Consider the following 22,935-nt stretch of genomic DNA (forward strand, 5'->3'; position numbering starts at 1 on the left):
TACGGGGTGAGCGCTCAGGCTCCCCAGCCGGCCTGGGTGCCGCCGATCCGCTCGGCGACGATCTTCTCGCCGTAGCCGGAGGCGTGATAGGCGGCGACGGGGTCGGCGTCCGCGCCCAGTTCGGCGCGGACCTCGGCGACCAGCGGGCGTACGTCGGTGTTGAAGGCGTCCATCAGCGCCGCGTTCGCCGCCAGGACGTCGCCGGAGCGCTGCGCGGCGTCCAGTGCGTCGGCGTCCACCAGCAGCGCCTTGGCCGTGGCCTCCTGGACGTTCATCACCGACCGGATGATCGCGGGGATCTTCTCCTCGATGTTGTGGCACTGGTCGAGCATGAACGCGGTCTCCGCGGTGAACCCGCCGCCCCTGATCACCTCGTACATGATCCGGAACAGCTGGAAGGGGTCCGCGGCCCCGGCCATCAGATCGTCATCCGCGTAGAAACGGGAGTTGAAGTCGAACCCGCCGAGCTTTCCCTCGCGCAGCAGCAGCGCGACGATGAACTCGATGTTGGTGCCCGGCGCGTGGTGGCCGGTGTCCACGACGACCTGGGCCCTGTCGCCCAGTTTGAGGCAGTGCGCGTAGGCGGTGCCCCAGTCCGGGACGTCCGTGGCGTAGAAGGCGGGCTCGAACAGCTTGTACTCCAGCAGCATCCGCTGCCCCTCGCCGAGCCGCTCGTACACCGCGGCGAGGGCCTCGGCCAGCCGGCCCTGGCGGGCGGAGATGTCGTCCTGGCCCGGGTAGTTGGTCCCGTCGGAGAACCACAGCTTCAGATCGCGCGAGCCGGTGGCGTCCATGACGTCCACGCACTCCAGCAGATGCCCCAGCGCCTTGCGCCGGACCGCGGCGTCCGGATGGGTCACGGACCCCAGCTTGTAGTCGTCGTCCTGGAACACATTGGAGTTGATCGCCCCGATGCGCAGGCCCAGTTCGCGCGCCTCGGCGGCGAGCGCGCCGTAATCGTCCACGCGGTCCCAGGGGATGTGCAGGGCGACCGTGGGCGCCACGCCCGTGTGCGCGTGCACCCGGGCGGCGTCCGCCAGTTTCTCCTGTGGAGTCCGCGGCACGCCCGGCTGTGTGAACACCTTGAAGCGGGTGCCCGAGTTCCCGAACGCCCACGACGGCGTCTCGACAGCCTGTGACTTCAGCGCGTTCTTCACAGCGGACACGGCGGATCGACCCGTCATCTCTCAGCGCTCCCGTGGTGCGGACTCGGCGGGCGAGTCGGTGCAGCGATTCCTTATGAATCGTTTCATCGCGGTGAAGCTATGGGAGTCCCCGGTGCGTGTCAACCCTTTCCGCGCCACCTTGGGTGACGCGAGACGCACCCCTCGAATTCACCGGAAAATGTCGCGCACAGCCCATTGACGCCGTCGGTAGTGGCCGTTTAGCTTCCGTGCAACCTCATTGAAACCTTTCACGGCGGGTCGCGCTACGAGTCCCCACCGCTGAGGAGCCCTCATGAACCAGCCCGCCACGGGCCCCGCCCCGGTCCTGGCCCTCAAGGATGTGAGCAAGTCCTTCGGTGCCGTACGGGCCCTGCGGGACGTCTCCCTGCAGCTGTTCCCCGGTGAGGCACATGCCCTCGCCGGGGAGAACGGCGCGGGCAAGTCCACCCTCATCAAGACACTCGCCGGGGTGCACAGGCCCGACGCCGGCGAGGTGGTGCTCGACGGCGAGACCGTCGTCTTCCACGGCCCGGCCGACGCCAGGGACGCCGGAATCGCCGTCATCTACCAGGAGCCGACGCTCTTCCCCGATCTGTCCATCGCCGAGAACATCTTCATGGGCCGTCAGCCGCGGCGCGCGCTCGGCCGTATCGACCGCCGGGCCGTACGGGACACCACCACGGCCCTGATGAAACGTCTCGGCGTGGAACTCGACCCGGACCGGCCCGCCCGCGGGCTCTCCATAGCCGACCAGCAGATCGTCGAGATCGCCAAGGCGCTCTCCTTCGACGCGCGCGTCCTCATCATGGACGAACCCACCGCGGCGCTGACGGGCAGTGAGACCGCCCGGCTGTTCTCCGTCGTACGGACCCTGAGGGCCGAGGGCGCCGCGATCCTGTTCATCTCCCACCGGCTGGAGGAGATCTTCGCGCTCTGCCAGCGCGTCACCACCTTGCGCGACGGCCGCTGGATCTCCTCCGAGCCGCTGGCCGGACTCACCGAGGACGACCTCGTGCGCTCCATGGTCGGCAGGGATCTGGGCGAGCTGTACCCCAAACAGTCCGCGGACGTGGGGGAGACCGCCCTGGCGGTGCGCCGGCTGACCCGGGAGGGCGTGTTCCGCGACATCTCCTTCGAGGTGCGCAGGGGCGAGATCGTCGCCCTGGCCGGACTCGTCGGCGCGGGCCGCAGCGAGGTGGCACAGGCCGTCTTCGGCGTCGACCGGGCCGACGCGGGCGAGGTGGTGGTCGACGGACGTACGCTCCCGGCCGGTTCACCGACCGCCGCGATGGACGCCGGCCTCGCGCTCGTCCCCGAGGACCGCAGGCAGCGCGGCCTGGTGATGGACATGTCCATCGAACGGAACATCGCCCTCACGGGACTCGACCGGCTCGGCAGGGGCGGCATGGTGCGCCGGGTCCTGGAGCGCGGCCGGGCCGCGGACTGGGCCGTACGCCTCCAGCTCAAGTACAACCGCCTCGCCGATCCCGTCGGCGTACTCTCCGGCGGCAATCAGCAGAAGGTCGTCCTCGCCAAATGGCTGGCGACGGATCCGGCCGTACTCATCGTCGACGAGCCCACCCGCGGGATCGATGTCGGCACCAAGGCGGAGGTGCACCGGCTCCTCTCCTCCCTGGCCGCGGAAGGACTCGCCGTCCTCATGATCTCCTCCGACCTGCCCGAGGTGCTCGGCATGGCCGACCGGGTGCTGGTGATGCACGAGGGCCGGCTCACCGCCGAGATACCGCGCGCCGAGGCCACCGAGGAATCCGTGATGGCGGCCGCCACCGGGCGCAATGAGAGGGCGGCGGCATGACCACCCTGATGGACAAACCCACCACGAGCACCAAGGACGACGGCTCGGCGCGCTCGCTCGTCGACGCCGTGTTCCGGGCCCGCGAGATCAGTATCGCGGGGGCGCTGGTACTGCTCGTCCTCGGCACCTGGATCGCCAACCCGCGCTTCCTCGACGACCAGGGCGTCAAGGACCTCCTCCTCAACGCCTCCATCCTGGTCCTGCTCGCCGTCGGCCAGTCCGTGGTCGTCGTCACCCGCAATATCGACCTCTCGGTCGGCTCGGTCGTCGGCCTCTCCGCGTTCGCCTGCGGCAAGTTCGTCGCCGGCACCGACCACGGCGTACTCACCGTCATGCTGCTGGGCATCGCCCTCGGCGTGGTCTGCGGACTGGTCAGCGGCGCCCTGGTGAGCTTCGGCCGGGTCCCCGCGCTCGTGGTCACCCTCGGCATGCTCTACATCATCCAGGGCCTCGACTACTGGTGGGCGCAGGGCGAGCAGATCAGCGCCAACGACGTCCCCGACCCGGTCCTCGGCCTGGGCAGCGGCAGCGTCCTCGGCATCCCGTATCTGCCGCTCATCGCCCTGGCCCTGCTCGCCGCCACCGCGTACTACCTGCGCGGCTACCGGTCGGGGCGCGAGCTGTACGCGATCGGCTCCAACCCCGAGGCCGCCCGGCTGGCCGGGGTACCGATCCGCCGCCGGATCCTCGGCGCGTACGCCTTCTCCGGCGCCGTGGCCGGATTCGCCGGCGCCCTGTGGCTCGCCCGCTTCGGCACCGTCGTGGCCGACAACGCGCACGGCTGGGAACTGACCGTCGTCAGCGCCGTGGTGGTCGGCGGTGTCGCCATCACCGGCGGGACCGGCACGGTCTGGGGAGCCGCGCTCGGCGCGCTGCTGCTCACCACCATCGGCAGCGCGCTGGTCGTCCTGAAGGTCGACTCGTTCTGGCAGGGCGCCATCACCGGCGCGCTGCTCCTCGCGGCCATCACCGTCGACCGGATCGTGTCCCTGCGTATGACAGCCGCACTGAGGAAGAGGAGCGCCCGACATGGGAATGGCGCCTGACACACAGACCGTGCCGCGGCCGCCCGCCAAGGCACCGGTGCCCCGCGCCGCGACGGCCGGCGAGTTCGTCAAGTCCGTCGGACTGCGCTGGGACACGGCGGTCGGCGCCCTGCTGGTGGCGGTCTTCGTCGTCGGCCTCGGCACCACCGACGGTTTCGCGTCCGGTGAGAACCTCGCCTTCGCCTTCAACGACATCGCGGAAGTCGCCCTGATCGCACTGCCCATGACCCTGCTGGTGGTGGCCGGACAGGTCGATCTGTCCGTCGCCTCGATGCTGGGTCTCGGCAGCGCGCTCACCGGCGCCCTGTGGAACGCGGGCTGGGCGTTCGAGCTGATCGTGCCCGTCGTCCTGGTGGTCGGAGTCGCCGGCGGGCTCCTCAACGGCTGGCTGGTCACCCGCGTCGGTCTGCCCTCGCTCGCCGTCACCATCGGTACGCTCGCCCTCTACCGGGGTCTCGCCTCGGTCGCGCTGGGCAGCGACGCCGTCACCGACTTCCCCCAGACGTACGCCAGTTGGGCCGTGGACACCACCACGATCCCGGGCACCTTCATCACGTATCCCATCGCCCTGTTCATCACGCTGGCCGTGGCCACCGCCGTACTGCTGCACTCCACCGCCTTCGGACGGTCGCTGTTCGCGATCGGCGCGCAGGAGGAGGCCGCCTACTTCGCCGGGATCAGGGTCAAGCGCTTCAAGCTGATCCTCTTCGTCGTCACCGGGCTGTTCTCCGCCTTCGCCGGGATCGTCTTCACCCTCCGCTACGGCAGCGCCCGCGCCGACAACGGCCTCGGTTTCGAGATGCTCGTCATCGCCTCCGTCCTGCTCGGCGGCGTCGACTTCGACGGCGGCAAGGGCACGCTCTTCGGCGCGGTCGCCGGTGTCCTGCTCATCGGAGTCCTCAAGAACCTGCTCACGCTGAACGATGTGCCGAACGAGGTCCAGGTCATCGTGACCGGACTGCTGCTCGTCGCGTCCGTCCTCACCCCGCGGGTCATCGCCGCCGTGATCGAACGCCGGCACCGGCGCGCGGCAGGCGCGGCCCCCGAGTCCTGAGCTGTACGCCGCAACCCGCGACGCCGCAACGCGTACCCCGTATCCAGTACTCCACAACCTCCCCGCACGTCCCAGAGCTCGCCGTACCTCCCGAAAGGCACATGCCCGCCATGATCATCCGTACCGCCGCCCGACGCCGTGCGGCCGCCACCGCCGCCACCGTCTGCGCTCTCGCCGTCGCACTGACCGCCTGCTCCGGCACCACCAAGGACAGCGCCGAGAAGGACACCACGAACGCGGGCACCGCGGCGAAGGCCGACCCGAACGCACCCCTGAAGAAGGGGCTCAAGCTCGCGTTCCTGCCCAAGCAGATCAACAACCCGTACGAGAAGATCGTCGACGAGGCGGGCATCGCCGCCGCCAAGGAGTACGGCGCGACCGGCAAGGAGGTCGGACCCTCCGACGCCAGCGCCTCTTCCCAGGTCTCGTACATCAACACCCTCATCCAGCAGCGCCAGGACGCCATCCTGATCGCGGCCAACGACCCCAACGCCGTCTGCGGCCCGCTCAAGCAGGCCATGAAGAAGGGCATCAAGGTCGTCGCGTACGACTCGGACACCGCCAAGGACTGCCGCCAGCTCTTCATCAACCAGGCCAGCTCCGAGGAGATAGGCCGCAGCCTCGTCCAGCACCTGGGCGAACAGATCGGCTACCAGGGCAAGATCGCGATCCTCTCGGCCACCCAGAACGCCACGAACCAGAACACCTGGATCGAGTTCATGAAGGACGAGCTGAAGCTGCTCAAGTACAAGAACATGCAGCTCGTGAAGGTCGCGTACGGCGACGACGCGGACCAGAAGTCCTTCCAGCAGACCCAGGGCCTGCTCCAGGCGTACCCCGACCTCAAGGGCATCATCTCGCCGACCACGGTCGGTATCGCCGCCGCCGCCCGCTACCTGGGCGACTCCTCGTACAAGGGCAAGGTCGTGCTCAACGGCCTGGGCACCCCGAACCAGATGCGCAAGTACGTCAAGGACGGCACCGTCGAGCAGTTCTCGCTCTGGAACCCCGAAGAGCTCGGCTATCTGGGCTCGTACGCCGCCGCGGCCCTGGCCTCCGGCCAGATCACCGGCGCCGAGGGCGAGAAGTTCAAGGCGGGCAAGCTCGGTGAGTACACCATCGGCAAGGACGGCGAGGTCATCCTCGGTGAGCCGACCGTGTTCAACAAGCAGAACATCGACAAGTTCGACTTCTGAGCGGGCGGTAACCGTGCGACGCGTCTGTTTTCTGCTGAAGGTCCGGCAGGACCGCACAGCCGAGTACCGCGAGCGGCACGCCTCCGTCTGGCCCGACATGCTCCGGGCCCTGACGGAGTGCGGCTGGCGGAACTACTCGCTCTTCCTGCGGGACGACGGGCTGCTCGTCGGCTATCTGGAGACCGAGGACTTCGAGGCGGCCCGGGCCGCCATGGCCGCCACCGAGGTCAACGCCCGCTGGCAGCGCGACATGGCGCCCTTCTTCGAGGCCCTCGACGGCGCCGGCCCGGACGAGGCGATGCGCCCGCTCACCGAAGTGTTCCACCTCGCCTAGACGAGTAGGTCCGAAGTCCCGTCCGCCCGGGGGCGGACGACTCTCCTTCGGGCTTACTCGTTCGACTGAGCGCCTTCGGCGAGGTCGTCGTGGACGAGACCCGCGTCGCCCTGGACGGCGTTCTCTCGTTCATGTACCAGCGGAAGCCGGTGGGCACCACGCCCTCGCCCCTGCGGGTCATCGACTTCCGGCTCCCGTCCTGAGGCACCACCACGTCCCGAGGCACGAAGGAAACGCCATGACCGCACGCACCCCCGCCGTCGCCCGTAAACCCAGGATCGGCCTGGTCGCCGGAGGACTCGGCGCCTACTGGCCGCAGTTCCCCGATCTGCTTCCGCAGCTCCAGCGCTCCGCGGACCGCGTCACCGTACGGATGCGGGAGTTCGACGCCGAGGTCATCGACGTCGGCTTCATCTCCGACGCGCAGGAGGGGGCCGAGGCCGCCGAGAAGCTGCGCGCCGCCGACTGCGATCTGATCGTCGGCTTCCTCACCACGTATATGACCGCCACCATGCTCGTGCCCATCGCACAGCGCAGCGGCGCGCCCGTCCTGCTGATCAACCTCCAGCCCACCCCGTCCATGGACCACGCCTCCTTCGACACCGGACAGTGGCTGGCCTACTGCGGCGCCTGCCCGCTGCCGGAGATGGCCAACGCCTTCGAACGCGTCGGCGTACCGTTCCGCTCGGTCTCCGGCCATCTGGAGGACGAGCGCGCCTGGCGGCGCATCGGCCGCTGGATCCGCGCCGCCGGGGTCCGCTCGGTGCTGCGCAACGGCCGGCACGGTCTGATGGGCCATCTCTACCCCGGTATGTACGACGTCTCCACGGACCTCACCATGGTCCCCGGTCAGCTCGGCGGCCATGTCGAGGTCGTCGAGTTCGATGATCTGCGGGTACGGGTGGAGCAGGTCAAGGACGACGACCTCGCCGCGAAACTGGACGAGACCCGCGAGGTCTTCGCACTCGCCGACTCCGTGGTCGAGGAAGACCTCCGCTGGGCCGCCCGCGTCGCCGTCGGCCTCGACCGGCTGGTGGAGGACTTCGACCTGGACTCGCTCGCGTACTACCACCGCGGACTCGACGCCGAGGTCCATGAACGGCTCGGCGCGGGCATGATCCTCGGCTCCTCGCTGCTCACCGCACGCGGGATCCCGGCCTGCGGGGAGTACGAACTGCGCACCTCCCTGGCCATGCTCGTCGCCGACCGGCTCGGCGCGGGCGGCTCGTTCACCGAACTCCAGGCGCTGGACTTCACGGCCGGGGTGGTCGAGATGGGCCATGACGGCCCGGGGCACCTCGCCATCAGCGCCCGCAAGCCCCTGCTGCGCGGACTCGGCGTCTACCACGGCAAGCGCGGCTGGGGAGTCTCCGTCGAGTTCGACGTACGGCACGGACCCGTCACCCTGGTCGGGCTCGGACAGAGCCGCGACGGCCGCTACCGGCTGGTCGCCGCCGAGGGCGAGGTCGTCCCCGGCCCGCATCTGGAGATCGGCAACACCACCTCGCGCGTCGACTTCGGCTGCGACCCGGGGGAGTGGACCGACGCCTGGAGCGCGAGCGGGGTCGGCCATCACTGGGCGCTGGCCACCGGCGCACTGCTGCCCGAGCTGCGCGCCCTGTCCGGGCTGACCGGCCTGGAGCTCGTGGAGGTCTCCGTCTGATGCGTCGTCCGGTGGGAATCAAGGACGTGGCCGGCGCGGCCGGTGTCTCGGTGGGCACCGTCTCGAATGTGATCAACCGCCCGGAATCCGTGACCGAGGAGACCCGCCGGCGTGTCCTGTCCACCATCGAACGGCTCGGGTATGTACGCAGTGAGTCCGCGCGCCAGTTGCGCGCGGGCCGCAGTCGCATTCTGGCCATGCTCGTGCTCGACATGGCCAACCCGTTCTTCGTGGCGGTCGCCTCGGGCGCGGAACGCTCCGCCCGCGCCGCCGGGCTCGGCGTGATGCTGTGCAACAGCGCGGAGAGCCCGGCGGAGGAGGCCACCTACCTCAACCTCTTCTCCGAACAGCAGGTACGGGGTGTGCTGGTCACCCCGGCCGATATGACCGGACGCAATCTCGACGCGTTCCGGCGCCACGGCATCCCGTTCGTCCTCGTCGACCGCATCGTGCCCAGCGCGGACGGCTGTTCGGTCTCCGTCGACGATGTGGCCGGCGGCGCCCTCGCCGTACGTCATCTGCTCCGGCGCGGCTGCCGCGAGATCGTGTACGTCAGCGGTCCGATGCATCTGGCGCAGTGCCGCAACCGCCGCGAGGGCGCGCTGATCGCCCTCGCGGAAGCGGGGCTGCCGCCCGAGGCGCTGAGACATGTCGAGGCCGCGCGGCTCGACGTCGCCGCGGGCCGGGACGCCGGGGCGCGGCTGCTCGGTATGGAGTCCCGGCCGAGCGCGGTATTCTGCGCCAATGACCTGCTCGCCCTGGGCGTGCTGCAGACGCTGTACCACGCCGGCATACGGGTGCCCGAGGATGTCGCCCTCGTCGGCTACGACGACATAGAGTTCGCGTCCGCCGCGGCCGTACCGCTGACGTCGGTACGTCAGCCCGCCTTCCAGCTGGGCGGGGCCGCGGCGGATCTGCTCATCGAGGAGACCGGCGACGACGCCGCGCGCCACGAGCACCGGCGCATCGTGCTGCAGCCCGAACTCGTGGTGCGGGCTTCCACGCTCGCCCGGCCGCACCACTGAACGGCCGGGAACGGACGGTCTGTTGAACAGCCGGGAACGGACCGTCCGTTGTACGGCCGGGAACGGAGCGCCCGTCAGCCGCTGACTTGGTCTAGACCTTGACAGGGCCCGCACAATTCCGCTTTGGTTCCCTCACCCCCATGGCGAGCGCCGGCTGCGGCTGCTCGCGCGAAGGAGTGAGTCGTTTGAGACAGCGAGTTCTTGCCCTGCTCACGGCGATGGTTTCGGCCCTCGCCCTCGCGGTATTCCTGCCCGCCTCATCCGCCTCCGCCGCGACCTGCGGCCCTGGCTGGACCGCCTCCGCCGTCTACACCGGCGGAAACGTCGCCTCGTACAACGGTCACAACTGGTCGGCGAAGTGGTGGACCCAGGGGGAGACCCCCGGGACCGCCGATGTCTGGGCCGACCAGGGAAGTTGTGACGGCTCCAGCCCCGGCGGCGGTTCCGGTGGCAACTGTGACTATCCGGCCTGGGTCGCGGGCCGCGCCTATGTCACCGGCGACATCGTCAAGTACACCGACGGCAAGTTCTACCGGGCCGAGCACGACAACCCGGGCTACGACCCGGTCATCAGCACCTGGTACTGGGAGCCGTACACCTGTGGCACGACCCCGCCCCCGCAGGGCGGATTCGTGGTCAGCGAGAGCCAGTTCAACCAGATGTTCCCGAACCGGAACTCCTTCTACTCCTACAGCGGCCTGACCGCCGCCCTCGGCGCCTACCCCGGCTTCGCGAACACCGGCAGCGACACGGTCAAGCGCCAGGAGGCCGCCGCGTTCCTGGCCAATGTCAGCCATGAGACCGGTGGGCTCGTCCATATCGTCGAGCAGAACACCGCCAACTACCCGCATTACTGCGACTGGGGCCAGCCCTACGGCTGCCCGGCGGGCCAGGCCGCGTACTACGGCCGCGGCCCGATCCAGCTCAGCTGGAACTTCAACTACAAGGCCGCGGGCGACGCCCTCGGCATCGACCTCCTCAACAACCCCTGGCTGGTGCAGAACGACTCGGCCGTGGCCTGGAAGACCGCCCTCTGGTACTGGAACACCCAGACCGGACCCGGCACGATGACCCCGCACAACGCGATGGTCAACCAGCGCGGCTTCGGTGAGACCATCCGCAGCATCAACGGCAGCATCGAGTGCAACGGGGGCAACCCCGGACAGGTGCAGAGCCGGATCAACAACTACCAGAACTTCGTGCAGATCCTGGGGACCACTCCCGGCTCCAATCTGAGCTGCTGAGCACCGCCCGAGCAGAGGCCGGTCCGACGGCGTTCGCGCCGTCGGACCGGTTTTCGCGCCGGAGAACTGATCGGCCACCGGGACCCGTACCGCTACGGAGAGTGACGCTCCGGCAGATGCGAACGGCCCCCCGCGTGGATACGCGGCAGGCCGTTGTCACCGAAGGCGCGCGGCCCCGGGGCCGCGCGCCTTCATCGGCGATCAGCCGCCGTAGCCGCCACCCTCGTGGTGCTCGCGGCCCTCGTGGTGCTCGCCGCCTTCGTGGTGCTCGCGGCCCTCGTGGTGCTCGCGGCCTTCGTGGTGCTCGCGGCCTTCGTGGTGCTCGCGGCCCTTGTGGTGCTTCTCGCCCGACAGGTTGGCGCACTTGTGGCCGAACGCCGGGTTGAGCAGACCGGCCACGTTGACGCTGTTGCCGCAGACGTTGATCGGGACATGCAGGGGCACCTGGACGATATTGCCCGACAGGACACCGGGTGAGCCGATGGCGGCGGCCTCGGCGTCGGCGTCGGCAGCGGCCATACCGGCGCCACCGGCCAGCACGGCGCACGTGCCGACGAGAACAGCTGTTGCCTTCGCGATACGCGACATCAAGAATCTCCTTGAACCGTTTGGAGCCCAGCCGCACGATGCGCGGCCTCACGCCCCTTCAACGCCCCGATTCACGCTCGGTAACGGATATCCGGCGATCCGCTCCCGATCACCGCCATCATCACCTGGTCAGCGGAGCGCCCTCAGCCCGAGCGCCTCGGCTGGAGCGTGGTCGCGTACGCACCGCCCCGGGCCAGCAGTTCCTGGTGGCTGCCCGCCTCGACGACGCGGCCCCGCTCCATCACGACGATGCGGTCCGCGTTCCGGATGGTGGACAGCCGGTGCGCCACGACGAACACCGTTCTGCCCCGGACGAGATGGGACAGCGCGTCCTGGATCAGCCCTTCCGACGCGTTGTCGAGGGCCGAGGTCGCCTCGTCGAGGACCAGGACGCGGGGATCCCGGATCAGCGCCCTGGCGATCGCCAGCCGCTGCTTCTGTCCGCCCGACAGCCGGGCGCCGCGCTGCCCCACCACCGTGTCGAGGCCGTCCGGCAGCCGCTCGATGAACTCCATCGCGTTCGCCGCGAGCAGCGCCCGGCGCAGCGCGTCCTCGTCGGCCCCGCCCTCCAGACCGTAGGTGACGTTCTCCCGGATGCTTCCCTCGAACAGGATCGACTCCTGCGGTACGACGGACAGGAAGCGACGGTAGGTGCGCAGATCCAGGGAGGCCATGTCGACGCCGTCGAGCAGGATCCGGCCCTCGGTGGGGCGGATGAAACCGATCAGCAGGTTCAGGATCGTCGACTTGCCCGCGCCCGACGCGCCGACCAGGGCCACGGTCTCGCCGGGCCGTACGGACAGCTCGAATCCGCGCACCGAGTGCTCCGTCGCCTCGGGATAGCGGAACCCCATCCCCTGGAAGTCGATACGCCCGCCGACCCGGTCGACGGACGCCTTGCCCTCGTTGCTCTCCAGGTCGGGCGCCTGAAGGACCTCACCGATCGACCGCACCGACTCCAGGCCCTTGGAAACGATCGGGGTCAGATTCATCAGCGTCGTCAGCGAGGCGGTCAGCGCCGTGAAGAAGGCGCTGATCATCACGACATCGCCGGCCGAGAGTCCCAGCCATCCGTAGTACGCGACGACCGCCGAGCCCGAGAGACAGCCGACCGCCATCGTGTTGAGCAGGATCCAGGAGAGCGATCCGAAGCGGCCGTTGAGCAGATCGAGCCGGAACCCGGCGGAGAGCACCCGCTCCAGGGTGTGGTCGACGCGGTGCAGCGCGGTCCGCTCCAGACCGTGGGCGCGGGTGATCGGGATCAGTGTGGTCATCTCGCCGACCCGCGAGGACAGCTGCTCGATCTCCAGCCGGAACTCCTCGTTGTTGCTGCGGATCCGGGAGCGCAGCCGGCGTACCAGCAGGGCCGCGAGCGGTACGACGACCAGGAACACCGGCAGCACGACGGGGGCGCGGTACCCGATCACCGCCAGTCCGCCGATCAGCGTCATGATGGCGCCGAGGCCCATGTCGGCGCTCTGCTGGGTCATCTGCTCCACGCCCTCGACGTCCCGTACGACCTTGGTCTGCAGGACGCCCGCGCTGACCCGGGCGTGGTAGCCGATGGACAGATACTGCATCCGGCGGCAGAGCGCCGAGCGCAGCTCGCGGCCCATCCGCCGGATGCTGGAGCTCATCAAGCGCGCGTACAGCAGCGCCAGCGGGAAGTTCAGCACCAGGACGAACACCAGGACCGCGGTGTTGTACCAGAGTTCGGCGACCGGACCGTGATCCACCACCACATCGATGATGTTGGCCGTGATCAGCGGGAGCAGCCAGACCGGAATGTGTTTGACGGCGAACACCACGACCGCGAGGGACAGCCGGTGGCGGTCGGGCCGGAAGAGATAGGCGAGGGTACGGAGCGGATGCTCCCCGGAGTAGTGGTGGTCCAGCGGACTGGGACGCGGGGAGTATTCGGGTTTCTGCATGGAGAGCGTATTCCTCTTTCGGCAGCGTTGGCACGCGCTCGATCGCAGACACCCAGTTTCCTCCGGCCGGCCTCCGAGGGGAAGCGCTTTCTAGGCGCGCCCGGCGCCGGACCGGGCAGCGGCTCAGGGAGTGGGACGGGCCGATCGGTGAGATGGTGGCTCCATGGCTGATCGGGGCGCACCTCCGGCTGCCGTGTCGCTGCCTGACGACTGGCCCGCCCGTCCGGGCCTGAGCCTCGCGCTCAACCGGATGGGAAGCTTCGACTGGGATCTCGCCAGCGGGCTGCTGCATCTCGACGCGCCCGCCCTCCAGATCCTGGGCCTTCGCCCGGAGGAGTACGCCGGCAGTCCGCGCAGCCTCGTCCGCCGGTTGCCGCTGTCCGAGGCCGCCCGGCTGAAGAGCCTGCTGGCGCGGGCGCTCAAGGAGGGAACGGCCGAGGTCGGGGCGTACTTCCGGATCGTCCGCCCGGACAGATCACGCCAGTGGACCCGTGCCCAGGCGCATATCGCGTACGACCGAGCGGGACGGCCCCGGCGGATCATCGGCCTCGTACGGAGCGCGGAACACGAGCTGACCGAGGTGGCCGCCAGAAGCGATCTGGACGAGGCACGGCGCAGGCTGACCGGGGTGGTGGAGCGCACCACCGTCCTGCTGGCGCACGCCGAGACCGTCGAGGACGTCCTCGACGTCCTGCGGGACGAGGAGGCGCTCGGCCATCTCAAGGCCGTGAGCGTCATGCTGGGTGTCGTGGAGGGCGGGCGGATCCGGACGATCGCCGAAGGCCGGTCGGGGTCGTACGTACCGGAGCTGCGGTACACCCGGATCGACGCCCAGTTCCCGATGAGCGAGGTGGTACGCACCCAGCGGCCCCGCTTCATCACCTCGCGCGAGGATTTCCGGTCCTCCTACCCGCTCCTCTGGCCGTTTGTCGAGGGGCTGTCGGTGAGCTCCGGCGCCTATCTGCCGCTGATCGCCCAGGGCAGGATGATCGGCGCCATGGGGCTGCTCTACCCCCGGCACGGCGGCTTCAGCGCCGAGGAACGCAATCTGCTCGTCGCACTCTCCAGCGGAATCGCCCAGAGCCTGCAACGGGCCATCCTCTACGAGCAGGAGCACGACCTCTCCGAGGACCTTCAGCGGGCGATGCTGCCCCGGCACGTCCCCGAGGTCCCCGGCGCGCGCAGCGCCTTCCGCTACCGCTCCGCGCGGTTCGGCCGGAGTGTCGGCGGTGACTGGTACGACGTGCTCCCGCTGCCCGGCAACCGGGTGGGGCTGACGATCGGTGACGTCCAGGGCCATGACACGGACGCGGCCGTGGTGATGGGCCAGCTCCGCATGGCGCTCTGGGCGTACGCCGCCGAGGGGCACCCGCCCGACGCCGCGATGGCCCGCGCCTCCGCCCTGCTGCGCGAACTGGGCACCGACCGCTTCGCGACCTGCACCTATGTCGAGTTGAATCTGTCGACCGGAGGGCTGCGGATCGTACGGGCGGGCCATCTCGACCCGCTGGTGCGGCGCGCCGACGGCGGCTGCCACTGGATCGAGACGTCCGGGGGGCTGCCCCTCGGGCTCTCCGCGGAGTTCGCGGAACTCGGCGGCATCAGCCATCCGGTGACCACGGGGGTGCTGGGACCCGGCGAGACGCTGCTGCTCTGTACCGACGGGCTGGTGGAGCAGCCGGGCATCGATCTCGGCGAGAGCCTGGAGGGGCTCAGGGAGGCCGTACGGACGGGCCCGGCGGATCTGGAGGAGCTGGCGGACCTGCTGTTCGCGGAGGTGGGGGAGCGGACCGGCGGGGACGACATGGCCCTGCTGCTCCTGCGGCGGGACAGCGTCTGACACCGGGATCCCGTCCGGCGCCGGAACAGCCGCTCACGCCTCGACGAGCGTGCGTGCCGGGCGTTCCCGGGCGGAGGGGACTTCGGACGTGGTCGTCCGGGCCGACCGGGTGAGCCGGCACGGCTTCTGACGGCGCGGCTTCTGACGGCGCGGCAGCTTCAGGTGCCCCGCCGGCGTCCGGGCCTGGCCGGATTCGCCGCCCCCTTCCTCCTCGTCACCGCGTGTTCTCCCCGACGTCCGCGCGAACCCCTGGTTCATTGGTGTGTGCACGGCAATGCTGGCGGCCGACATCGCACAAGCCATGCGTATCCACCGTCTTCCAGGAGTAGTTGTGGGCCCAGGCATCGCCGGGCGGACCGCCGTGCTCTTCGCGGCAGTGACCGCTCTGACGGTGGGGGCGGTATCCCCGTCCTCCGCCGACTCCACCACCGACCCCCGACCCCGTACCGCCGCCGAGGTGCTGCGGCCGGTCGCGCCACCACCCGCGAGCGCGGCCACCGCGGACCCGAGATCCACCGGAACCCCGGCATCCATCGCCGACGCCGACGGCATCGAGACGGCACGGGCCTCGCGCCCGATCGCCCCCGGCGTCCGGCTCACCTCGTACGACCGGCTCGAATCCGACAAGTGGCTGCGTGTGGACGCGCTCTCCGTCGACCTCGACGGCACCGGCGCCCAGGCCGACTACCTCTCCTCGGGCAAGGTCTCCGACCGCCGTACGGTCTCGGAACTGGCCGCCGGCCATGACGCGGGACCCGGACGCCGTACCGTCGCCGCGATCAACGCCGACTTCTTCGACATCAACGAGACGGGCGCGCCCCAGGGCCCCGGGATCGCGGACGGCGCGGTCACCCACTCGCCCGCGCCCGGGGTCAACCAGGCCATCGGTATCGGCCCCGGGAACGCCGGGCGCCTGCTGAGGCTGTACTTCGACGGCACCGTGACGCTCCCCTCGGGGCCCCGCGCGCTGGAGGCCTACAACGCGGCCAATGTGCCGGCCGGCGGCATCGGCGCGTACACCGCGGGCTGGGGCGTGGCGGACCGCGCGCTCACGGTGGACCGGGCGACGCCCGTCGCCGAGGCCGCCCTGCGGGACGGCAGGGTCGTCTCCGTGACGGACCGTCCGGGCACCGGAGCGATCGCCGAGGGCACGACCGTCCTGGTCGGGCGGGAAGCGGGCGCCGAGGCGCTGCGCGCGCTGCGCCCCGGGGACCCGGTCACCCTCGAATACCGGCCGCGCACCGACAGCGGGCCGGTCCCGCGGACCGCTGTCGGCGGTCGTGAACTCCTTGTCGTGGACGGTGTGGCGCAGAACCACGACGGCGAGGGCAACAACACCGCCGCGCCCCGCACCGCCGTCGGGTTCTCGCGCGACGGCGGCACCATGCAGGTGATCACCGTCGACGGCCGGCAGGCCGACAGCGGCGGCGTCACCCTCACCGAGCTGGGCCTGATGATGCGGCGCGCCGGCGCCCACAGCGCCCTCAACCTCGACGGTGGCGGCTCGTCCACGCTGGTCGCCCGCGCACCGGGCAGCGACGCGCTGCGCGTGGAGAACAGCCCCTCCGACGGCAGCGAGCGCACGGTCCCCAACGGCCTGGCCCTCACCGCGCCGGACGGCAGCGGACGGCTCACCGGCTTCTGGGTCGAGCCCCGTACCCCCGCAGGCGGCGCCCCGGGCGTCGACCCCGTCAAGGGCGGCCACCCCGAGCGGGTCTTCCCCGGACTGACCCGGGCGCTCACCGCGGCCGGCTACGACGAGACCTACGGGCCCGCGTCGGGCGCTCCGCGCTGGCGGGCCGTACGGTCCTCGGTGGGCCGGGTCGACGCGGACGGCGTGTTCACCGCGCGCGGCAGCGGCACCACCGAGGTACGGGCCGAACGCGGACAGGCCGGAGGCGGCATGGAGCTGACGGTCCTGGACAGGCTCGACCGGATCCAGCCGACCACCCGGCGCGTCGGACTCGCGGACGCCACGGCGACGGGCGGCTTCGGCATCGTCGGTCTTGACGCCCACGGCACCAGCGCACCCATCGAACCCCGCGACGTACGGCTCGACTACGACCGCTCGCTCTTCTCCATCGCCGACGACGGCCGGGGCTCCTTCACCGTGAAGTCCCTGAAGGGCAGCGGCGCCGGGCGCGTCACGGCCGAGGCGGGCGGCGTCACGACGGTCCTCGCCGTCAGCGTCGGGCTCGACGAACAGCCCGTCACCGCCTTCGACGACGCCGCGTCCTGGACGTTCAGCCAGGCACGCGCGGACGGCTCGGTCGCGGCCACTCCGGACGGCCACACCGGCACCGGGCTCGCCCTCGCGTACGACTTCACCCGCTCCACCGCGACCCGCGCCGCGTACGCGAACCCGCCCCAGCGGATCCCGGTGCCCGGCCAGCCGCAGTCCTTCACGCTCTGGATCAAGGGCGACGGCAAGGGCGCCTGGCCCACTCTGCATCTCAAGGACGCGGCGGGCTCCGACCAGTTGCTGCGCGGCCCGTATGTCACCTGGACCGGCTGGCGGCAGGTGACCTTCGCCGTACCGGCCGGGGCGGCGACGCCGCTCAGCGTGTACCGCTTCTATCTCGCGGAGACCGCCGCCACCAAGCAGTACACCGGCGGGATCGTGATCGACGGACTGACGGCGCAGGTGCCGCCCACGGTGGAGCTGCCCGCGCAGCCCCGCCCGGCCGATCCGCTGATCGACTCGGCCGCCGGAACCGGCGCCAGGGACTGGCGGTTCGCGGTGATGTCCGACGCCCAGTTCGTCGCCCGTGACCCCGACAGCGCGATCGTGGCGCAGGCACGCCGTACGCTGCGCGAGATCAGGGCGGCGAAGCCGGACTTCCTCGTCATCAACGGCGACCTGGTGGACGAGGCGTCCGCGGCGGATCTCGATTTCGCGGAGACACTCCTGACCGAGGAGTTGGGCGACGCCCTGCCCTGGTACTACGTACCGGGCAACCATGAGGTGATGGGCGGCTCGATCAAGGACTTCGTGGACAGGTTCGGCCCCGCCCAGCGGGTCTTCGACCACCGGGGGACCCGCTTCCTCACCCTCGACACATCGAGCCTGACGCTGCGCGGCGGAGGCCTGGCGCAGATCAGGGCGGTACGGGAGCAGCTGGACGCGGCCGCGAAGGACGACCGGGTCCGTTCGGTGATGGTGATCGAGCACGTACCGCCGCGCGATCCGACCGTCCAGAAGGCCAGCGAGCTGAGCGACCGCAAGGAGGCGGCCCTCCTCGAACAGTGGCTCGCGGACTTCCGCCGGACGACCGGCAAGGGCGCGGGGTTCATCGGCGGCCATGTCGGTGTGTTCGACGCCTCGCGGGTGAACGGCGTGCCGTATCTGATCAACGGGAACTCGGGCAAGGCGCCCGCTGCCCCGGCGGGCGAGGGCGGGTTCACCGGCTGGTCGCTCATCGGGGTCGACCAGGTCTCGCGGGGCGCGCAGTCGGCCGCGCGGCTGGCCCCGTGGAAGGGCGGCCCGGACTGGGTCTCCGTGCAGACCCGTGCGCACACCGACGCGCTGACGCTGGACGCGCCGGCCGCCCTGACCCCCGGGAACAGCGCTCGCGCCACGGCGACCGTCACCCAGGGGACCAGGGCGGTCCCGGTCGGCTTCCCGCTCAGCGCCGACTGGACGGGCTCCCCGAACCTCCGTATCGGCGACCGGAACGGCGCCCGCCCCCGCCACGCGGCGGTCTTCGACCCGGCGACGGGCACCCTCACCGCGCTGCGGCCCGGGACGGTCATCCTCGCGGTGACGGTCAACGGCGTCACACAGCGGGCGGAGATCAGGATCGCGGCGACGGCCTCCGGGGCGGCCGGGTCGGCCGCGCCCGCGGCGTGACCGGGTGAGTACGGTGGCCCGGCGTCCGTCCGTCCGGACGCCGGGCCACCGTACGCGGCGACTTTGGGACGGGGAGCCGGACCCGGCCCGCGACTTTGGTCACGGCGGTCGCTCCTGACGGCCAATAGCCGTGCTGAGCCCGCCCTTTCTAGCCTTGAGGGGTGAAGACGGTATGCGGGATCCTGTGTTTCCTCCTGTTGTCCCAAGGCGTGGGAGGACTGCTGCACGAATGGACGGACGGATGGTTCGAACTCTGGTCGCTGGTGGCGAGGATGAGCTACTTCGACGGCTATGAGATCTATGTGTCGGTCGTGCTGATCGTGGCCGGTCTGGCCATGGGTGCGGCCATGGAGAGCGCGAAGAAGCGCGGTCTCTAGAGACGGCGCGTCGGGCGCGTCGGGCTGGATCAGGCCGGGCCAGATGGGGCCGGACCAGGCAGGGTCAGGCCGTTTCGAGGCGCAGCGCGGTGAACCGCGTCGTGAAGCCCGTGCCGTCGGGGGACGCGCACATCGGCCCGGCCTGCGCGGCCACCCCCGGCGGAAAGTAGGCGAGCCGCAGCATCGTGCCGGGCTCGCCGTCGAGACCGTACAGGATCGTGACGGTGTCGCCCTCGCGCCGAAGTTCGACGGTCACCGGTGCCGGAGTGTCGGTGAGATGGGCGAGCGGTACGACGTTCCAGTCCGACACCTCGCGCGTGACGACGGCGCTGAGCTGCCGGCGGCCGTCGACGTACTCGATGCCGGTCTTGATCCAGTTCTTCTCGTCCAGCCGGAGCAACAGCCCGGCCTGGTCGTACTGTTCGCGGTAGTCACCGGAGAACGTGACCCGCAGCCGGAAGGACGCGGGCACCGGCCGCAGCAGGGCGTGTCCCGTGTCGCGTACGAAGCCGTAGTGCGTGGTCATCCAGAAGTCCGTGTCCGGTTCCGTGGTGATGTCCAGGGCGTCGTCGGACGCTGTCCACTGGGTGGGCCGGTTCAGCCAGGTCCAGTCGGTGAAGCCGAAACATGATTCCGTCCTGGACCCCGTCCCGGTGTCGGTCACTGTGCCGTCGGCGCTCTCGCCCATGGTCTCTCCTCGCGTCAGCGGTCGGCCACCCACACTGCCATGGCGGCGCGCGGGCGCGGCGAGCGGGGACGGCCGTCGTCGCCCGTTCCGTTTGCCCTGGAGCGCGCTCCAGGGGGGACGCTGGAGGCATGAGCGCAGTGGTTCCCCGGCGTGAGCCGGATGTGGAGATCCCGCACGGCGGACTGACGATCGGCGAAGCCGCCGCGGTCTGCGGTCTCAGCGTCGACACCCTTCGGTACTACGAACGCGAGGGGCTGACGGCGGTCCCCGCCGATCGCGCGCCCTCCGGCCAGCGGCGCTACTTCGCCCAGGATCTCCGCTGGCTCGCCGGGATCGTCATGCTGCGCGGCACCGGCATGCCCATCCGCGACATCCGCGCCTTCACCGAGATCTGCCGGCGCGAGGGCAACGAGGCCGAGCGGCTGGCGGTGCTGGAGCAGCACCGTGAGCGCGTACTCGAACAGCTCAATGAGACCCGGAATCATCTCGCCGCCATTGAACGGAAGATCGACTTCTACCGGAAGGGCGTGCCCTCGTCATGAAAACCGTGAAACTCGGTTCGCAGGGCCTCACCGTCTCCGCCGAGGGCCTGGGCGCGATGGGCATGAGCGTCTGGTACGGCCCCAGGGACGAGCAGGAGGCCATCGCCACGCTCAACCGGGCCGTCGACATCGGGGTCACGCATATCGACACGGCCGAGGCGTACGGCCCGTTCGAGAACGAGAAGCTGATCGGACGTGCCCTGGGGAAGCGGCGTGACGAGATCACGATCGCCACCAAGTTCGCCACCGAGTTCGACGACGACGGAACGCCCCACGGCCACAACGGCAGCGCCGCCTACGCGCACCGGGCGGTGGACCGCTCCCTGCGGCACCTCGGCATGGATGTCATCGATCTGTACTACCTGCACCGCGTCGACCCGAACGTCCCCATCGAGGAGAGCATCGGGGCGATGGGCGAGATGGTCCAGGCGGGCAAGGTCCGATGCATCGGCGTCTCGGAGGCGAGCCCGGATCTGATCCGCCGGGCCCACGCGGTGCATCCGCTGACCGCTCTTCAGTCGGAGTACTCCCTGTTCAGCCGGGATGTGGAGCACAACGGCGTGCTGGAGACCGTACGGGAACTGGGCATCGGGTTCGTCGCGTTCTCCCCGCTGGGACGCGGCTTCCTGTCCGGGAAGATCAGGCGCCGCGACGATCTCGCGCCCGACGACGCGCGCCGGGGCCTGCCCCGGTTCACCGAGGAGAACATCGCAGCGAATCTGGCGGTCGTCCACAAGGTCACCGAGCTGGCGCAGGCCAAGGGCATCACACCGACGCAGCTGACACTGGCCTGGCTGCTGGCGCAGCGGGTCGTACCGATCCCCGGCACCAAGCGGCGCACCTATCTGGAACACAACGCCGAGGCCGCCGACATCGAACTGACCGAGGGCGATCTGGCGGCGATCGACGCGGCGGCGCCGCACGGCATCGCGGCGGGCGAGAGGGACGCTGCTCGCGGCTGACGTGAGACAAGGGCGGCGGCGCTGATCGATCCCCTACGGCACGCATTGATTGCGCACACTGTGCGGTCTGCATACAGTGTGCGGAACGGCGAACGCCGTTCGTGCGATGCGCTCGCCCTCATCACCGTTCGAAGCCGCAGGAGAGATGACATGCCGCAGAGCCCGAACCCGAATCGGCACGCCACCGCGGCCCCGGCCTTCGACTCCGCTCGCTGGCAGGCCCGGCTCGATGAACTCCTCGCCGCCCACCACATCCCCGGCGCCTCCCTCGCCGTACTCGCCGACGGCGGGATCCATGAGCTGGCGAGCGGGATCCTGCACACCGGGACCGGAGTCGGGGTGACCACGGACTCGGTGTTCCAGATCGGCTCGATCAGCAAGGGCTACACCGCCACGCTGGTGGTGCTGCTCGCCGACGCCGGGAAGCTGGACCTGGACGCGCCGGTCGTGGACGTACTGCCCGACTTCGCCGTGGCCGACGCGGCGGCCACCGGAACGATCACGGTGCGGCAGCTCCTCAACCACACCAGTGGTATCGAGGGCGACTTCGTGAGCGACACAGGCCGGGGCGACGACTGTCTCGCCCGCTATGTCGAGGGCGTCAGGGACGTGGGACTCACCAACCCGCCCGGCGCCACCATGTCGTACTCCAGCACCGCGTACAACGTGCTCGGCCGGATCGTCGAGGTCTTCACCGGCCTGACCTGGGACGAGGCGCTGAAGGAACTGCTCTGCGATCCGCTCGGACTGGCGCACACGATGACACTGCCCGAGGAAGTGCTCCGCTTCCGCGCCGCGATGGGACACATGGGCGAGCCGGGCGAGCCGCCGGTCCCCACGCCACTGTGGAACATGCTGCCCCGCTCGGCGGGCCCGTACGGCGGGATCTCCGCCACCGCCGCCGATGTGGTGCGCTTCGCCCGGCTCTTCATCGACGGCGGTACGGCGCCCGACGGCACACGCGTGCTCTCCGCCGACGCGGTCGAGGCGATGCTGACGCGTGAGGTCGAGATGCCCGACCAGTGGTTCCTCGGCGCCCACTGGGGCCTGGGCTGGGGCCTGTTCGAGTGGGACGGCGCGCGCGGCTTCGGCCACGACGGCAGCACGTTCGGCCAGCTCGCCTATCTGCGCGCCATCCCGGAGGCAGGGATCGCCCTCGCCCTGCTGACCAACGGCGGGGGAGCCGCGCCGAAGGTCTTCGAGACGCTCTGCCGCGAGCTGACCGCCGAACTCGCGGGGGTGACCATGCCGGGGTTCGGGCCCACGGAAGGGGAACCGGCCGCGGACCCCGCCCAACCGGCCATGGATCCGACGCCGTTCGTCGGCGGCTACCGGCGTGAGGGGTTCCTGATGACCGTCACCGGCCGGCCTGCCGGCGAGGGAGTCCTCCAGGTGAAGTACGAGGGCGCGGACGGCCTGAAGGACACGTTCGATCCGCTCTTCTGGAACCTGGTACCGGTGTCGCACACGCCGTCGAAGACGGTGTTCGCCGGGCGGCGCAACGCGAAGGACGCCTGGATACCGGTGGTCTTCTACGCCCTGGCGGACGGCTCCAGGTATGTGCACTTCGGCGTACGGGCCACGGCCAAGTCCGCTTAGGACCCGCCAGGACG

At 70.4% G+C, this 22,935-nt stretch carries 18 protein-coding genes; 14 read left to right on the forward strand and 4 right to left on the reverse strand.

What is annotated here, in order from left to right:
* Nucleotides 1-14: 14 nt before the first annotated feature.
* Nucleotides 15-1,184 (reverse strand): L-rhamnose isomerase, encoded by a 1,170-nt coding sequence (rhaI, locus tag ACFRKB_RS06575; protein ID WP_383103826.1) that lies wholly within the window; start codon nt 1,182-1,184, stop codon nt 15-17.
* 274 nt (nt 1,185-1,458) lie between these two features.
* Here rhaI and ACFRKB_RS06580 point away from each other — a divergent pair, with 274 nt between their 5' ends.
* From ACFRKB_RS06580 to ACFRKB_RS06615, 8 genes are all read left to right on the forward strand, one after another.
* Entirely contained in the window at nt 1,459-2,982 is a 1,524-nt protein-coding gene (locus ACFRKB_RS06580) for a sugar ABC transporter ATP-binding protein (RefSeq protein ID WP_383103828.1), read from the forward strand.
* Complete coding sequence (locus ACFRKB_RS06585; protein WP_383103830.1) at nt 2,979-4,028, forward strand: ABC transporter permease; 1,050 nt, start codon at nt 2,979-2,981, stop codon at nt 4,026-4,028. The genes ACFRKB_RS06580 and ACFRKB_RS06585 overlap by 4 nt, the downstream gene beginning before the upstream one ends.
* Entirely contained in the window at nt 4,012-5,082 is a 1,071-nt protein-coding gene (locus ACFRKB_RS06590) for an ABC transporter permease (RefSeq protein ID WP_383103831.1), read from the forward strand. The genes ACFRKB_RS06585 and ACFRKB_RS06590 overlap by 17 nt, the downstream gene beginning before the upstream one ends.
* A gap of 110 nt (nt 5,083-5,192) precedes the next feature.
* Nucleotides 5,193-6,278 carry a rhamnose ABC transporter substrate-binding protein gene (gene rhaS / locus ACFRKB_RS06595; RefSeq protein ID WP_383103908.1) on the forward strand — a complete coding sequence of 362 codons (1,086 nt, stop codon included), beginning with the start codon at nt 5,193-5,195 and terminating at the stop codon, nt 6,276-6,278.
* A 13-nt stretch (nt 6,279-6,291) separates the two neighbouring features.
* Nucleotides 6,292-6,612 (forward strand): L-rhamnose mutarotase, encoded by a 321-nt coding sequence (locus ACFRKB_RS06600; RefSeq protein ID WP_383103833.1) that lies wholly within the window; start codon nt 6,292-6,294, stop codon nt 6,610-6,612.
* Between the two features lie 238 nt (nt 6,613-6,850).
* Entirely contained in the window at nt 6,851-8,275 is a 1,425-nt protein-coding gene (locus tag ACFRKB_RS06605; RefSeq protein WP_383103835.1) for an arabinose isomerase, read from the forward strand.
* Nucleotides 8,275-9,300, forward strand: coding sequence for a LacI family DNA-binding transcriptional regulator (locus tag ACFRKB_RS06610; protein ID WP_383103837.1), 1,026 nt, complete (start codon nt 8,275-8,277; stop codon nt 9,298-9,300). Before ACFRKB_RS06605 ends, ACFRKB_RS06610 begins: the two co-directional genes overlap by 1 nt.
* Nucleotides 9,301-9,485: 185 nt before the next feature.
* A complete protein-coding gene (locus ACFRKB_RS06615) occupies nt 9,486-10,544 on the forward strand; it encodes a glycoside hydrolase family 19 protein (protein ID WP_383103839.1) in 1,059 nt (352 codons plus the stop codon).
* Nucleotides 10,545-10,745: 201 nt separating this feature from the next.
* Here ACFRKB_RS06615 and ACFRKB_RS06620 read toward each other — a convergent pair whose 3' ends face one another.
* On the reverse strand, nt 10,746-11,132 hold the full coding sequence (locus ACFRKB_RS06620; protein ID WP_383103840.1) for a chaplin: 387 nt from the start codon (nt 11,130-11,132) through the stop codon (nt 10,746-10,748).
* 143 nt (nt 11,133-11,275) lie between these two features.
* Nucleotides 11,276-13,063, reverse strand: a complete 1,788-nt coding sequence (locus ACFRKB_RS06625) for an ABC transporter ATP-binding protein (protein WP_383103842.1) — start codon at nt 13,061-13,063, stop codon at nt 11,276-11,278.
* A 163-nt stretch (nt 13,064-13,226) separates the two neighbouring features.
* Here ACFRKB_RS06625 and ACFRKB_RS06630 point away from each other — a divergent pair, with 163 nt between their 5' ends.
* The 3 genes from ACFRKB_RS06630 to ACFRKB_RS06640 all read left to right on the forward strand — a co-directional run bounded on the left by ACFRKB_RS06630 (nt 13,227) and on the right by ACFRKB_RS06640 (nt 19,130).
* Complete coding sequence (locus tag ACFRKB_RS06630) at nt 13,227-14,903, forward strand: SpoIIE family protein phosphatase (protein ID WP_383103843.1); 1,677 nt, start codon at nt 13,227-13,229, stop codon at nt 14,901-14,903.
* Between the two features lie 331 nt (nt 14,904-15,234).
* Nucleotides 15,235-18,753, forward strand: coding sequence for a phosphodiester glycosidase family protein (locus ACFRKB_RS06635; RefSeq protein ID WP_383103845.1), 3,519 nt, complete (start codon nt 15,235-15,237; stop codon nt 18,751-18,753).
* 161 nt (nt 18,754-18,914) lie between these two features.
* On the forward strand, nt 18,915-19,130 hold the full coding sequence (locus ACFRKB_RS06640; protein WP_383103846.1) for a hypothetical protein: 216 nt from the start codon (nt 18,915-18,917) through the stop codon (nt 19,128-19,130).
* A gap of 64 nt (nt 19,131-19,194) precedes the next feature.
* Here ACFRKB_RS06640 and ACFRKB_RS06645 read toward each other — a convergent pair whose 3' ends face one another.
* The gene (locus tag ACFRKB_RS06645; RefSeq protein WP_383103848.1) at nt 19,195-19,818 is read right to left on the reverse strand and encodes a DUF1349 domain-containing protein; all 624 of its coding nucleotides are present in this window, start codon (nt 19,816-19,818) and stop codon (nt 19,195-19,197) included.
* Between the two features lie 128 nt (nt 19,819-19,946).
* Here ACFRKB_RS06645 and ACFRKB_RS06650 point away from each other — a divergent pair, with 128 nt between their 5' ends.
* From ACFRKB_RS06650 to ACFRKB_RS06660, 3 genes are all read left to right on the forward strand, one after another.
* Complete coding sequence (locus ACFRKB_RS06650; RefSeq protein ID WP_383103850.1) at nt 19,947-20,360, forward strand: MerR family transcriptional regulator; 414 nt, start codon at nt 19,947-19,949, stop codon at nt 20,358-20,360.
* Nucleotides 20,357-21,322, forward strand: coding sequence for an aldo/keto reductase (locus ACFRKB_RS06655; protein WP_383103851.1), 966 nt, complete (start codon nt 20,357-20,359; stop codon nt 21,320-21,322). The genes ACFRKB_RS06650 and ACFRKB_RS06655 overlap by 4 nt, the downstream gene beginning before the upstream one ends.
* A 150-nt stretch (nt 21,323-21,472) precedes the next feature.
* A complete protein-coding gene (locus tag ACFRKB_RS06660; protein WP_383103853.1) occupies nt 21,473-22,921 on the forward strand; it encodes a serine hydrolase domain-containing protein in 1,449 nt (482 codons plus the stop codon).
* Nucleotides 22,922-22,935 lie beyond the last annotated feature (14 nt).

This window comes from Streptomyces scopuliridis (assembly GCF_042790125.1).
Taxonomy (GTDB): domain Bacteria; phylum Actinomycetota; class Actinomycetes; order Streptomycetales; family Streptomycetaceae; genus Streptomyces; species Streptomyces scopuliridis_A.

What these genes read in the sequence shown, in the direction of transcription:
- rhaI (WP_383103826.1), bottom strand. Translation starts at nt 1,184, where the DNA reads ATGACGGGTCGATCCGCCGTGTCCGCTGTGAAGAACGCGCTGAAGTCA.
- ACFRKB_RS06580 (WP_383103828.1), top strand. Translation starts at nt 1,459, where the DNA reads ATGAACCAGCCCGCCACGGGCCCCGCCCCGGTCCTGGCCCTCAAGGAT.
- ACFRKB_RS06585 (WP_383103830.1), top strand. Translation starts at nt 2,979, where the DNA reads ATGACCACCCTGATGGACAAACCCACCACGAGCACCAAGGACGACGGC.
- ACFRKB_RS06590 (WP_383103831.1), top strand. Translation starts at nt 4,012, where the DNA reads ATGGGAATGGCGCCTGACACACAGACCGTGCCGCGGCCGCCCGCCAAG.
- rhaS (WP_383103908.1), top strand. Translation starts at nt 5,193, where the DNA reads ATGATCATCCGTACCGCCGCCCGACGCCGTGCGGCCGCCACCGCCGCC.
- ACFRKB_RS06605 (WP_383103835.1), top strand. Translation starts at nt 6,851, where the DNA reads ATGACCGCACGCACCCCCGCCGTCGCCCGTAAACCCAGGATCGGCCTG.
- ACFRKB_RS06610 (WP_383103837.1), top strand. Translation starts at nt 8,275, where the DNA reads ATGCGTCGTCCGGTGGGAATCAAGGACGTGGCCGGCGCGGCCGGTGTC.
- ACFRKB_RS06620 (WP_383103840.1), bottom strand. Translation starts at nt 11,132, where the DNA reads ATGTCGCGTATCGCGAAGGCAACAGCTGTTCTCGTCGGCACGTGCGCC.
- ACFRKB_RS06625 (WP_383103842.1), bottom strand. Translation starts at nt 13,063, where the DNA reads ATGCAGAAACCCGAATACTCCCCGCGTCCCAGTCCGCTGGACCACCAC.
- ACFRKB_RS06630 (WP_383103843.1), top strand. Translation starts at nt 13,227, where the DNA reads ATGGCTGATCGGGGCGCACCTCCGGCTGCCGTGTCGCTGCCTGACGAC.
- ACFRKB_RS06645 (WP_383103848.1), bottom strand. Translation starts at nt 19,818, where the DNA reads ATGGGCGAGAGCGCCGACGGCACAGTGACCGACACCGGGACGGGGTCC.
- ACFRKB_RS06650 (WP_383103850.1), top strand. Translation starts at nt 19,947, where the DNA reads ATGAGCGCAGTGGTTCCCCGGCGTGAGCCGGATGTGGAGATCCCGCAC.
- ACFRKB_RS06655 (WP_383103851.1), top strand. Translation starts at nt 20,357, where the DNA reads ATGAAAACCGTGAAACTCGGTTCGCAGGGCCTCACCGTCTCCGCCGAG.
- ACFRKB_RS06660 (WP_383103853.1), top strand. Translation starts at nt 21,473, where the DNA reads ATGCCGCAGAGCCCGAACCCGAATCGGCACGCCACCGCGGCCCCGGCC.